General features: G+C 68.1%; 13 protein-coding genes. 4 read left to right on the forward strand and 9 right to left on the reverse strand.

Translation table 11 applies throughout. The annotated features are described in order from the left end of the window. Positions 1–627, reverse strand: coding sequence for a DsbA family protein (locus AC3A6Y_RS31645; protein ID WP_487872177.1), 627 nt, complete (start codon positions 625–627; stop codon positions 1–3). Positions 628–637: 10 nt separating this feature from the next. Beyond that, positions 638–1,333, reverse strand: coding sequence for a glutathione S-transferase N-terminal domain-containing protein (locus AC3A6Y_RS31650; protein WP_487872178.1), 696 nt, complete (start codon positions 1,331–1,333; stop codon positions 638–640). Positions 1,334–1,457: 124 nt separating this feature from the next. Here AC3A6Y_RS31650 and AC3A6Y_RS31655 point away from each other — a divergent pair, with 124 nt between their 5' ends. Next, complete coding sequence (locus AC3A6Y_RS31655) at positions 1,458–2,429, forward strand: Bug family tripartite tricarboxylate transporter substrate binding protein (RefSeq protein ID WP_487872179.1); 972 nt, start codon at positions 1,458–1,460, stop codon at positions 2,427–2,429. A gap of 24 nt (positions 2,430–2,453) precedes the next feature. On the opposite strand, the gene AC3A6Y_RS31660 is transcribed toward AC3A6Y_RS31655, so the two are convergent. Genes AC3A6Y_RS31660 through AC3A6Y_RS31680 form a run of 5 tightly spaced genes read right to left on the reverse strand, consistent with a single transcriptional unit; the run spans position 2,454 to position 7,561 of the window. Beyond that, positions 2,454–3,212 carry an SDR family NAD(P)-dependent oxidoreductase gene (locus tag AC3A6Y_RS31660; protein ID WP_487872180.1) on the reverse strand — a complete coding sequence of 253 codons (759 nt, stop codon included), beginning with the start codon at positions 3,210–3,212 and terminating at the stop codon, positions 2,454–2,456. A 15-nt stretch (positions 3,213–3,227) separates the two neighbouring features. Next, positions 3,228–4,043, reverse strand: coding sequence for an enoyl-CoA hydratase/isomerase family protein (locus AC3A6Y_RS31665; protein ID WP_487872181.1), 816 nt, complete (start codon positions 4,041–4,043; stop codon positions 3,228–3,230). Position 4,044: 1 nt separating this feature from the next. After that, a complete protein-coding gene (locus AC3A6Y_RS31670; protein ID WP_487872182.1) occupies positions 4,045–5,202 on the reverse strand; it encodes an acyl-CoA dehydrogenase family protein in 1,158 nt (385 codons plus the stop codon). 37 nt (positions 5,203–5,239) lie between these two features. Then, complete coding sequence (locus AC3A6Y_RS31675; RefSeq protein ID WP_487872183.1) at positions 5,240–6,853, reverse strand: MFS transporter; 1,614 nt, start codon at positions 6,851–6,853, stop codon at positions 5,240–5,242. Between the two features lie 9 nt (positions 6,854–6,862). Further along, positions 6,863–7,561: a nitroreductase gene (locus AC3A6Y_RS31680; RefSeq protein ID WP_487872184.1), complete on the reverse strand. Its 699-nt coding sequence runs from the start codon at positions 7,559–7,561 to the stop codon at positions 6,863–6,865. 85 nt (positions 7,562–7,646) lie between these two features. Between AC3A6Y_RS31680 and AC3A6Y_RS31685 the strand changes: the two genes are divergently transcribed. The 3 genes from AC3A6Y_RS31685 to AC3A6Y_RS31695 are packed head-to-tail and all read left to right on the forward strand — an operon-like array spanning position 7,647 to position 10,879. Next, complete coding sequence (locus AC3A6Y_RS31685; RefSeq protein WP_487872185.1) at positions 7,647–8,819, forward strand: acyl-CoA dehydrogenase family protein; 1,173 nt, start codon at positions 7,647–7,649, stop codon at positions 8,817–8,819. 19 nt (positions 8,820–8,838) lie between these two features. Beyond that, positions 8,839–10,008, forward strand: a complete 1,170-nt coding sequence (locus AC3A6Y_RS31690) for an acyl-CoA dehydrogenase family protein (protein WP_487872186.1) — start codon at positions 8,839–8,841, stop codon at positions 10,006–10,008. Beyond that, positions 9,995–10,879 (forward strand): enoyl-CoA hydratase-related protein, encoded by an 885-nt coding sequence (locus AC3A6Y_RS31695; protein ID WP_487872187.1) that lies wholly within the window; start codon positions 9,995–9,997, stop codon positions 10,877–10,879. Before AC3A6Y_RS31690 ends, AC3A6Y_RS31695 begins: the two co-directional genes overlap by 14 nt. A 173-nt stretch (positions 10,880–11,052) precedes the next feature. Here the strand turns inward: AC3A6Y_RS31695 and AC3A6Y_RS31700 are convergent, their stop codons facing one another. Continuing rightward, positions 11,053–11,718, reverse strand: coding sequence for a sulfatase-like hydrolase/transferase (locus AC3A6Y_RS31700; RefSeq protein ID WP_487872188.1), 666 nt, complete (start codon positions 11,716–11,718; stop codon positions 11,053–11,055). 214 nt (positions 11,719–11,932) lie between these two features. After that, on the reverse strand, positions 11,933–12,270 hold a 338-nt coding region (locus AC3A6Y_RS31705), incomplete at its 5' end, for a tripartite tricarboxylate transporter substrate-binding protein (RefSeq protein ID WP_487872189.1).

Genomic DNA, 12,270 nt, shown 5'->3' on the forward strand with positions numbered 1-12,270 from the left:
TCAGCGCCCGCGCAGGCGCAGCAGCGCCGCCTGCACCAGCGGCAGATGGTCGTTGCCGAAGTACATGTCGTCGCCGCCCACGAAGATCGTCGGCGAGCCGTAGCCGCCGCGGGCGATGAGCTCGTCGGTGTTGGCGCGCAGTTCGTCCTTCACGGCGGGATCGGCGATCGCCGCCAGCAGCGCGTCGGCATCGACGCCAGCCACCGCGCACACCTTGCGCACGCCATCGTCCTGCGAGATGTCGACGTCGTCGCGGAAGTAGGCCTCGAACGCGGCGCGCGCGAAGGCCGGCAGGCGGCCTTCGCGGTCCAGCACCAGGCAGCCGCGCATCACCTTGACACTGTTGACCGGAAACACGCTGAGCGGATGGGGCGTGATCTCGACGCCCGACCAGCGCGCCCAGTCGCGCAGGCTCTTCTTCGCGTAGGCCGACTTGGCCGGCACGCTGTGCTGGCGCGACGCGTAGACGGTCGGGTTGATCGTGTTGAAGACACCGCCGACCATGAACGGCCGCCAACGAATCCGCGCGTCCAGCGCCGCGGCCATCGGCTGAATGCTGTGGAACGCCAGGTAGGTCCAGGGGCTGGAGCAGTCGAAGAAGAACTCGATCTCGTGTGCGGATGTCATCGTGCGGCCCTCATGTCGGCGCGGCGCCGAACAGGTGACTGCGCGCCTCCTCGTCCATCGCCGGCGCGGCGGCCTTCAGCTCCTTGCCGACCGCCAGGCCTCGCTGCACCGCGGGCCGAGCGCGCACCTCGGCGAACCAGCGCTTGATGCGCGGGAAGTCGTCGAGCGTCAGCTGCTGCGCCTTGTGCGTCATCACCCACGGGAAGCAGGCGATGTCGGCGATGGAGTAGTCGTCGCCCGCGATGTGCGCACCCGTCAGCGCGAGCTGCTTGTCGAGCACGCCATACAGGCGCCGCGCCTCCAGGCGGTAGCGCTCTGTCGCGTACGGGATCTTCTCCTTCGCATAGAGGAGGAAGTGGCCGTTCTGGCCCAGCATCGGGCCGAGGCCGCTCATCTGCCACATCAGCCACGACATCACGCGAAAGCGCGCTGCGACGTCGGTCGGCAGCAGCAGTCCTGACTTCTCCGCCAGGTACTGCAGGATCGCGCCGCTCTCGAAGATCGCCAGCGGCGCACCACCGCCCATCGGCGCGTGATCGACGATCGCCGGGATGCGGTTGTTCGGGCTGATCGCGAGGAACGCCGGTGCGAACTGTTCGCCGCGGCCGATGCGCACCGGCACGACGCGGTAGGGCAGCCCGCATTCCTCCAGCATGATGCTGATCTTCCAGCCGTTCGGCGTCGGCCAGTAGTGCATGTCGATCATCAAAGCTCCTCGTTGACGGGTGAGTGGGCGCCGGCAGTGGCCGCATGTCAATGGTTGATCCACCGATGGACGAGTGCAGGTCGCGGAACTAAGGTGCTTCCCCCAACCTCCGCACACCGACGCCATGCATCTCAATCGCCGCGACACCCTCCGAACCGCCCTGTCGCTGCTTGCCGGCAGCGCCCTGCCCGGCCTGTCCCGCGCCCGGCCGCACTACCCCGAAGGCGTCATCAAGATCACGATCTGGACGCCGGCCGGGGGCGGTGCCGATGGCGCGATGCGTGTCGTCGGGCAGAAGCTGACCGAGTCGCTGGGCAACACCGTGGTGGTCGAATCGCGGCCCGGCGCCAACGGCGCGATTGCGATCCAGAGCGTCGCCAAGGCGCCGCCGGACGGGCTCAGCCTGCTCTACATCAACAGCAGCATCCTGAGCAACCTGGTGCTGATGTCCAATCCCGGCTACAAACTGTCGGAGCTGTCCCCGGTTTGCCTGATGGTGATGACGCCAATCGCGATCGGCGTGCGCGCACCGCTGTGCGTGTCGACGCTGCAGGAGTACGTCGCGCTGGCGAGGTCCAGGCCCGGCAAGCTCAGCTACGGCTCGTACGGCCAAGGCTCCGGTGGTCACTTCATCGGCGAACTGCTGAACCTGAGTGCCGGCATCGACGTGCTGCACGTGCCGTACAAGGGCGAGGCGCCGGCGATCCAGGATCTGCTGGGCGGGCAGATCGACGCGGCGATCACCTCGATCGGCGCGGTGTCGCGCCAGCCCGGCAAGATCATTCCGCTGGCCGTGTCATCGGACGTCCGCTTCAAAGGCTACAGGGACGTGCCGACCTTCGCCGAGGCCGGCTACCCGCAGGTTTACATGCCCGGATGGGGCGCCGTCTACGCGCCCGCGAAGACGCCCAAGCCGGTGCTGGACAGGCTGGCCGCGGAGATGAGCCGCATCGTCATGCTGCCCGAGGTCGCGACCCGGATGCTCGACTTCGGCTTCGAGTCGGTCGGCTGGGATCCGGCGAAGACGACGGCCTTCACCGACCAGCAACTGCCGCTGATCCGCAAGCTGGTCGAGTCGGGCCGTGTGAAGATCTGACCTGCATCGGCTGGGGCCGCACCCTCAGCCGCCACCGTCCACCGCGACGTTCTGGCCGTTGACGTAGGCGTTTGCGCCCGACACGAGGAACAGCACCACCGAGGCCACGTCCTGCGGCATGCTCACGCGGCCGAACGGCGCAGCCGCATCGAGGCTGTGGATATCGTCGTTGCCGCGCGCACGCACCACACGTTGGCCCATGTCGGTCACTGTCAGGCTCGGGCTGACGATGTTGGTGCGAATGCCATGGCGCCGTTCTTCCTTCGCGAGCGTCCGCGCCAGCGCCTCCATCGCCGCCTTGGCCATCGAATACGGCGAGCCGTTGGCACTGAACAGCCGCGTCACGATGCTCGAGATCATCACGATGTCGCCGCGCCCGCGCGTGCGCATCTGCGGCAGCAACCGCTGGCTGAGGTGGTACGGCCCGAACGCATGCACGCGCATCACGCGCTCGACCTCGTCGAGCTCGGTCTCGGCCACGGTCTGGCCGCGGCTGGCGATGCCGGCGTTGTGAACGAGGATGTCGATCGCGCCAAAGTCGGTCAGTGCAGCTTCGGCCATCGCTGCGCAGGCATCGCGATCCTCGACCGGCGCCTGGTAGATGCGGGCACGACGGCCAAGCCCTTCGATCTCGGTCGCCGTGGCGCGTGCCGCGGCTTCGTCGCGCCGGTAGTTGAGCGCGAGATCGGCTCCGGCCTGTGCCAATATCAGCGCGATGCTGCGGCCGATGCCGCGGCCGGCGCCCGTGACGAGTGCGGTCCGGCCTTGCAATGAAAGATCCATGACTGTCTCCAGTCCTCAGCAATCGCGGTACACCGGCGCGCGCTTCTCGATGAACGCGGCCTTGGCTTCGCGGAAGTCCTCGGTGACCGCGCACAGCACCTGGTTGCGGTCTTCCATCGCGATCACCGCCTCCATCCCGCCGGCATCGAGCGACAAGCCGAGCGCGTCCTTGGTGAGCCGCAAGCCGAGCGGCGAGGCGCGCAACATGTCGGCCACCAGCGCCTCGGCCTCGGTCCTCAGCTCCTCGAGCGGAGCGACGTGGCTGACGAGCCCGAGCGCAAGCGCGCGCGGCGCGGTGAGGAAACGGCCGGTGAGCATCAGCTCGGCCGCGACCGAGCTGCCGAGCATGCGCGGCAGGAAGTAGCTGACGCCCACGTCGCAGCCGCTCAGCCCGATGCGGATGAATGCGGCATTCATGCGCGCGTCCGGTGTCGCGAGCCGCACGTCAGCGGCCAGCGCGAGCGCAAAACCGCCACCGCTGGCCGCGCCTTGCACCAGCGCGACGATCGGCTGCGGGCAGCGCCGCATCGCGAGCATCACGTCGCGGATGCTGCGCTGCTGCGCGAGCACGTCGGCGACGCTGCGCGGCGCATCGCTCAACGGGCGCTCCTTCAGGTCGGCGCCGGCGCAGAACGCGCGGCCGGCGCCACCGAGCACGACGAGGCGGATCTCCGGATGCGCATACAGCGCCCCGAAGAAGTCGCGCAGCTCGGCCACCAGCGCGGCATTCAGCGCGTTCAACGCGTCGGGGCGGTTCAGCGTCGCGTGTACGACCGCGCCCTCGACGCGCACGTCGAGGTGCGCGTAGTCGGAACGGATTTCGGCGCCCACGTCAGGCCACCCGCTGCTTCAAGTCGCGGGCCACGAGCTCCTTCATGATCTCGTTGCTGCCGGCGAGGATGCGGCCGATGCGCGCGTTCTGGTAGATCCGCGCGATCGGGTACTCGGTCATGTAGCCGTAGCCGCCGTGCAGCTGCAGGCACTCGTCGACGATCTGGCCGAGCGCATCGGTGCACCACCACTTGGCCATCGCCGCAGTCGTGCTCGTCAGCTCGCCGGCGGCGAGCTGGTTCACGCACTGGTCAATGAAGGCGCGCGACACCGTGGCCTTGGTCTCGCACTCGGCCAGCTTGAGGCGCGTGTTCTGAAAGCCGAAAAGCGTGTCGCCGAACAGCTTGCGCTGGTTCACGTAGGCCAGAGTCTCGGCGATCGCGCGGTCCATCGAACCCTGTGCGCTCATCGCGGTGATGACGCGCTCGCGCGGCAGCTCCCTCATGAGTTGGCGGAATCCTTCGCCCTCGTTCGGGCCGAGCAGGTTCTCGCAGGGCACGCGCATGTCGTCGAAGAACAGCTCGGAGGTGTCCTGCGCGTGCATGCCGATCTTATCCAGCACGCGGCCGCGCCGGAAGCCCTCGACCTTCGCAGTCTCGAACACCAGCAGCGAGATGCCCTTGGCGCCGGCATTCGGATCGGTCTTGACGACGACCACTATCAACTCGGCCAGCTGGCCGTTGCTGATGAAGGTCTTGGCGCCGTTGACGATGTAGTGGTCGCCGTCGCGAACGGCACGCGTGCGGATGCCCTGCACGTCGGAGCCGGCGCCGGGCTCGCTGATCGCCAGCGCCGCGACGAGCTCGCCGCGCGCCATCTTCGGCAGCCATTCGCGCTTCTGCGCTTCAGAGCCGAAGTTCTCGATGTAGTGCGAGACGATGCCGGTGTGCACGCCGTTGCCCAGGCCCGGCGCGATGGCGCGCGTCTGCTCGTAGAACAGGATCGCCTCGTGCATGAACGATCCGCCGCCGCCGCCGTACTCCTCGGCGATGCTCACGCACAGCAGCCCGGCGGCGCCGGCCTTGTGCCACACCTCGCGGTCGACATGCTGCTGGCGGCCCCAGCGCTCCTCGTTCGGGACCAACTCGCGTTCGTAGAACCGTCGGACTGCGTCCTGGAACGATTCGAGCTCGGGGGTCATCCAGGTGGACAGGTGCATGGTGGTTCGATGAGTGAAGTGGAAGATCGGCCGCGCGTCAGCGCTCGGCCACGTAGTGATGGACGGTGATCGGAATGCCCGCCATCTGGAAGGCGCGCAAGCGTTCCTCGAGGTCGTGATCGGCGACGGTGGCACGGGCACGTTGCCGCAGATAGTCGAGCCATGAGGCGACGATGAAGCGTTCGACGTAGCGCCCGGACCCACCGAGATCGCGGTACGCGCGCCAGAAGGTCGCGCCGTCGCGGCGGCGTGGTGCGCGCAGCAGCGCGAGCGTGTCCAGGAAGGCGGCGGCGTCGGTACCTCGCACTTGGTAGGCGATCTCCACTGCGACCGGACCGGCCTCGGGCGGGGGCTCGTCCAACACCAGCAATTCGCCCCACGAGGCGGCCTGAGTGACCTCGCTGGCATCGAGTGCGCGCAGCGGATAGTGCCGGGCGAGCCGCATGCTCGCGAGCAGGCAAAGCGCCGCGACCGAGAGCGTCGCACTCACACCCAGCAATTCCGCGACTGCGCCCCACCATGCCGAGCCGAGCGCGAACGAGCCCATGGCGCAGAGCGTGAACATCGAGACCGAGCGGCCGCGCACCCACGCGGGGGCCGCGCTTTGCGTCGCGACGTTGAAGGTCGACATGACGCACATCCACGCACCGCCACCGCAGACGAACACCACGTAGACCAGCGCCGGCCAGGGCGCGAAGGCAGCAACCGCCATCGTCAGCACGAAGACCACGCAGCAGCCGGCGATCAGCGGATCGAGCCCGAAGCGCGCGCGCAGCCGCATCAGCGACAGCCCGGCCAGCACAGCCCCGCTGCCCAGGCAACCCATCAGCGCACCGAAGCCGGCCGCGCCCAGCCCCATGCGGTTGTGCGCGATCACCGGCACCAGCGCCCACAGCGCGGCACCGGCGGTGCTGAACGCAACCGTGCGCACCAGGTAACCCAGCGTCACCTGCGAATGCCAGGCATAGCGCAGCGCGCTGAGCATGCCGCCCCACAAGCGCTCGGGCGGCAGCTGGGTCGCGGGATGGGGCTTCGGACGCCAGCGACGCACGGCGACCAGCATCGTGAGGGAGGTGGCGACTGCAAGGCCGAAGACCATGCTGCTGCCCGCCAGCGTGAACACCAGCCCCGCCAGCGCCGGCCCCACTGCGCGGGCGCCGTTGAACGCGACGGCGACAAGCGTCAGCGCCTGCGGCATCTCGTCGCGCTCGACGCTGTCGTTGACGGCCGAATTCCAGGCCGGCGACTGCAGCGCCTGGCAGGCGCCCAGCAAGAAGGTGAGCGCGAGCAGGGTCGCCGGGCCGGCCAGGTCCTGCCATGCGAGACCGGCGAGCGCCGCGGCCGTCAGCGCGTAGACGGCCAACGCCGCCGTGATGATGCGCGCGCGGTCGGTGCTGTCGGCCAGCACGCCGGCCGGCAGCGACAGCAGGAACATCGGCAGGAACGCGGCCGTCTGCACCAGCGCGGCAAGCAACGACGAACCCGATACCTGAACCATCAGCCAAGATGAGGCGGTCGTGTGCATCGCGCTGCCGAGGAAGTGGATGCCGCCGCCGATCCACAGGCCGCGAAAGGCCGGCCGACGCATGGGCGTCCAGATCGACGCCGCGGTGTCGCCGCGGTCTGGACGCGGCAGGATCTCGCCGGCCACGGCGTTGGTTCAGTCGACCCAGCGGACGGCATCCGCGACATCAGCGCGCGGCGTGCGGAAGCCGTTGGCCCGATGCGACGGGTCCTCGAAGCCGAACGAGATGCCGCAGACGATATGCCGATCCGCCGGTATCTCGAACCAGTCGCGCAGGAAGGCCGAGCGCATCGCAAGCGCGGCCTGCGCGATGCTCGCCACGCCCAGGCTGCGCGCCGCGATCATGAAGTTGTGGACGTAGGCACCGCAATCGAGCACCGCATAGGGGCCGAGCGCGGCCTCGGTCGTGACGATCGCGACGTGCGGCGCGCCGAAGAAGGCGAAATTCTCCCGTGCCTGTTTGCCCGACGCGACGCGGTCGCCGTGCGCGATGCCGACGCTGTCGTAGAGCTGGAAGCCGCAGGCGCGGCGCCGGTCCTGGTAGACACCGCGGTAGTCGACCGGCGGCGCGATGTCGAACCCAGTCGGCGCATCGGCGGGCAGCGTCGTCAACGCATTGCGCAGAAGCTCGGTCTGCGCTGGTGAAGCCACGATCGTCTGCCACGGCTGCGAGTTGCACCACGACGCGGTGCGCTGCGCGAGACGCAGGATCTCGTCGATGGCCGCGCGCGGTACCGGATCGGAACGGTAGCCACGGCAGCTGAAACGTTCGGCCAACAGCTTGTCGAAGGCTCGGTGCTCCGCCAGGGCGGTCGAATTGGATGGGTCGGTCATGCGAAGATATCCAATGGTTGATCCATAGCGAGTGTACAAGTTATCATGCCGTGGCGTACGTGCCAGTTTCACCTCGCCACAACACATGAATCTTCAGCTGACTTCCGAGCAAACCGCTTTTCGCGACGAGGTGAGGCGCTTCGTCAAAGAACGCCTCCCGACCGAAATCCGCGAGCGCCTGCGTCTGGGCCACCCGCCCCGCAAGCAGGACACCGTGACCTGGCAGCGCATCCTGAACGAGCGCGGCTGGGCCGCTCCCCATTGGCCGAAGGAATATGGCGGCGCCGAGCTCGGTCCGATGGAGCGGCTGATCCTGCTCGACGAGATCTACCGCGGCCCCGCACCGGTGCCACAGGTGTTCAACACGACGATGCTCGGCCCGGTGCTGCTGAAGTTCGGCACCGAACAGCAGAAGCGCGAGTGGCTGCCCAAGCTGGCGAATCTCGATGTCTGGTTCTGCCAGGGCTTTTCCGAGCCCGGCTCGGGCTCGGACCTCGCGTCGCTGCGCACCGCGGCGCGCCGCGAGGGCAACCGCTACATCGTCAACGGCCAGAAGATCTGGACCACCACGGCCCACGTGGCCGACTACGCGTTCTGCCTGGTGCGCACCGAGACGGGCGCGCGCAAGCAGGACGGCATCACCTTCCTGATGGTCGACCTGCGTCAGAAGGGCGTCACGATCCGGCCGATCATCTCGATCGACGGCGCGCACCACCTGAACGAGGTCTTCTTCGACGATGTCGAAGTGCCGCTCGAAAACCTGGTCGGCGAGGAAGGCCGCGGCTGGGACTGCGCGAAGTTCCTTCTCGGCAACGAGCGCACCATGATCGCGAACGTGGGGCTGTGCCGCGAGCGGCTCGAATACGCGATCGAACTCGCGCGCAGGATCACGCAGGCCGGAGTTCCACTGGTGGAAGATGCCAAGCTTCGCGCCGAGTTCGCCTGGCTCGACGCCGAGGTACGCGCACTGGAGCTCACCAACTACCGGATGCTGTTGACGCCCGAGGAACAGGTCGCCAATCCCGCTTTCGCCTCGGTGCTGAAACTCAAGGGCGTCGAGATCCAGCAGGACCTGGCGGCGCTGCTGATGCGCATTGCCGGCCCGCAGGGCCTGGAGCGTCGGCCGCTCGACGGGCCCGGCCTGGGCGAATGGGAGGCGCTGCCGGCGCCGCGCTACTTTTACTCCCGCGCCGCCAGCATCTACGGCGGCACGAGCGAGGTCCAGAAGGACATCCTCGCGAAGACGATCCTGGGCTGACCGGATCTGGACGGACAACATGGACTACCAACTGAGCGACGAACAATCCCAGCTGCGCGACAGCGTGCAGCGCATGCTGGCCGACCACTACAGCTTCGAGCAGCGCCGTGCGATAGCGGCCGGCAGCGCGGGCTGGAGCGAGACGGTCTGGCGCCAGCTGGTCGCGCTGGGCCTGACCGCACTGACCGTTCCGGAGGCACACGGCGGCTTTGGGCGTGGTGCGGCCGACCTGCTGCCGGTGCTCGAACAGTTCGGCCGCGCGATGCTGCTGGAGCCGTTTCTGGCCTCGTCGGTGCTCGGTGCGACGGCGGTACGCCTGTCCGGCGACACGGCAGCGCAGGCGCACTGGCTCCCGAAGCTGGCAATCGGCGAGGCGCGCCTCGCCTTCGCGCACGACGAACCCGGCGCGCGGCATGCGCCGCTGTGGGTCGAGACGGGTGCGGTCGCCAAGGGCGCGGCCTGGCAGTTGAGCGGCAGCAAGGTCAACGTGCTGCACGGCTCGCTCGCGGAGCGCATCGTCGTCAGTGCGCGCGCCTCTGGCCGGCCGGCCGATCGCGACGGCCTGGCCCTCTTCCTGGTGGACCCGGCGGCGGCTGGCGTGACGCTGCGCGCGCATGCGCTGGTCGACGGCACCCTCGCCGCCGAACTGACCTTGGCGAATGCAGATGCACAACCACTCGGCGATCCCGTCGACGGCGTTGCGGCGTTCAAGGCGATCCGCGGCACACTCGATGCCGGCATGGCCGCCGCCTGCGCCGAATCCCTCGGCGCGATGCAGTCCGCGTACGGATTGGCCGTCGAATACGTCAACACGCGCAAGCAGTTCGGCCGGGTGATCGGCTCGAACCAGGCCTTGCGCCACCGCGTCGCCGAGATGGTGGTGAGCCTCGAGACCGCACGCAGCGCAGCGATCGCGGCCGCGTTTGCGGTAGACGACCCGGGGGCCGACGAAGCGAGGGCTGATCTGATCCGCGCGAAGATGCTGGTCGGCCGGCACGGCCGCATCGTCGCGCAAACGGCGATCCAGTTACACGGCGGCATCGGCATGACCGAGGAGTATGCGGTCGGCCACTACCTGCGCCGCCTGACGGTGCTCGATCTGCTGTTCGGCGATGCGGACGCGCAGGCCGTGCGACTCGCCGACCTCCTTCTCGAACAGACCGAGGACCTGAGCCATGCATCAATTTGAAACCCTCCACTACGAGGTCGCGAATCACATCCTGACGCTGACGCTGAATCGCCCGGACAAGCTCAACGCGCTGACCAAGCTGATGCGGCGCGAGCTGTGTGCCGCGCTCGACATTGCCGATGCCGATGACGCCGTGCGCGCGATCATCGTGACCGGAGCCGGCCGCAGTTTCTGCGCCGGCTTTGACCTGTCCGGCGGCGCCAGCTCGTTCGATCTGCTCGGCAAGCCGGTCGACACCGACCCCGAGGCGCTCGAGCATGGCCGCGACGGCGGCGGCGTGCTGGCGCTGCGGCTGTTCGCCTGCACCAAGCCGCTGATCGCCGCGGTGAACGGGGCGGCGGTCGGCATCGGCGTCTCGATGCAGCTGCCGATGGATATCCGCATCGCGTCGAGCGAGGCACGCTTCGGCTTTGTCTTCAACCGCCGCGGCGTGATGCCTGATGCCTGTGCGACCTGGTTCCTGCCGCGCGTCGTCGGCATATCGCGCGCGCTCGAGTGGACCTACAGCGGTCGCATCCTGTCGGCCGACGAGGCGCTCGCGGGCGGGCTGGTCAGCCGCGTCGTGGCGCCCGACGCGCTGCTCTCCACGGCGCGCGCGATCGCGGCAGAGATCGCCGCGAAAAGCGCGCCAGTCTCGGTCGCGCTGACGCGGCAGGCGATGTGGCGCCTGCTCGGCGCCGACCATCCGATGGCGGCCAACATCCTCGAGAGCCAGGGCATCGCGGCGCGCGGCGCGTCGGCCGATGCGCGGGAAGGCGTCTCGGCCTTTCTCGAGAAGCGGGAAGCGGTCTTCACCGACCGCGTCAGCACGGACATGCCGGCGTTCTACCCGTGGTGGGACGAGCCGGCCTACGCGCTCGAGTCGTCCTGATGGCATCGCCTATTGCACCGGCAGCCCCAGCACCTGCCGCGCAACGATGTTGCGCATGACCGCGTTGGTGCCCGAGGCGACGCTGGCCGGGATCGATGCGAGCATTGGCGCGACCATACTCCCACCACCGGCAGGGATGACATGGTTCATGCTGATCGCTTGCTACCGAGCCCTCATCCTGAATCAGTTCCACTGCCGGTGTGGATGTCCAGATGGGGATCTTGAGATCGAGCGCCGATTTGGGCAAACCAATCGATGGCGCGATCCGCCATGCGCTCGTCGAAGTGCTGGAGCGGGGTGTCCTGGCCGCCTGGCATGAAGCTGGTGTTCTCCACCAGGTCCGGCGTCCACATGTTCGTGTCGAAGCCAAGAAAGCCGTAGAAGTACTCGAAGCCCATTCCCGTGGGCCAGCGATCGAAGGGCCCCTGCGGCGTGATCTCCCATTCCGGAGTGAGGTGCCACTTTCCGAACATCGCGGTGTTGTAGCCGGCGCGGCGAAGAATGTCCGGCATGGTGCCCGCTGACTTCGGAATCACGCTGGTGTAGCCCTCATAGGAAGAAGGGCGAGCGGTCACCCGGCCCATGCTCACGCGATGCGGATTCCTGCCGGTCAGGAGGGCAGCCCGCGTCGGAGAGCACATCGCCGTGGTGTGGAACTGTGTGAAGCGCAGACCATGGGCGGCGAGCGCGTCGAGTGCAGGTGTGTGGATCGGCCCTCCGAAGGTGCTGCAGGCCCCGTAGCCGACATCGTCAGTCAGAAAGACGAGAATGTTCGGCGCACCATCCCTTGGGCGTGGCGCTTTTGGCCACGCCCTCGAGGGATTCGTCGAACTGCTCATGACGAAGGATCCTCCTGTCGCTATAGCCAGGAATCCGCGCGGGTTGCCAGTCTTGCGGGCCAGCGCTGCGCAGGCGGCGCCCCAGCGCCTTTCTTAAAGGCGTCCGTCGCGCCGATGGTGCGCATCGCTCGAGCGACGTCAGGTTCGCCCGTTCCTGAACGGCGTGCAACGATTGCAGGTGCGACAGGAGTCAGCATGAAGGTGGGGATCTTGATCACTCGCCGAACTTGACGGGCGTGGTCTCGAGCGTTTTTCGAATCGTCTCGGCGTCGCGCGCAGCGATACGGCTGACTTCCGCGGCAGGCAGCGGGTTGAGACTCAGCCCGAACTCCAGGAACCGCTCGCTCTCTCCCGGACCACTGAGTACTTGCATAACTGCCGCGGCGACCCTCTCCGCCACGGCGGGCGGAATGCCTGCCGGTGCGAAGAGGGCGTAGGTCAGATCCTGTTCATACCCTGAGACGTACCTTGCAACCGGCTCGGCACCCGGGACGAGCCGGCTGGGTTGTGCAGACGTGACACCAAGCACCTTGAGCCTTCCTGTCTTGATGA

The organism is Variovorax sp. Soil_C_17 (assembly GCF_057657265.1).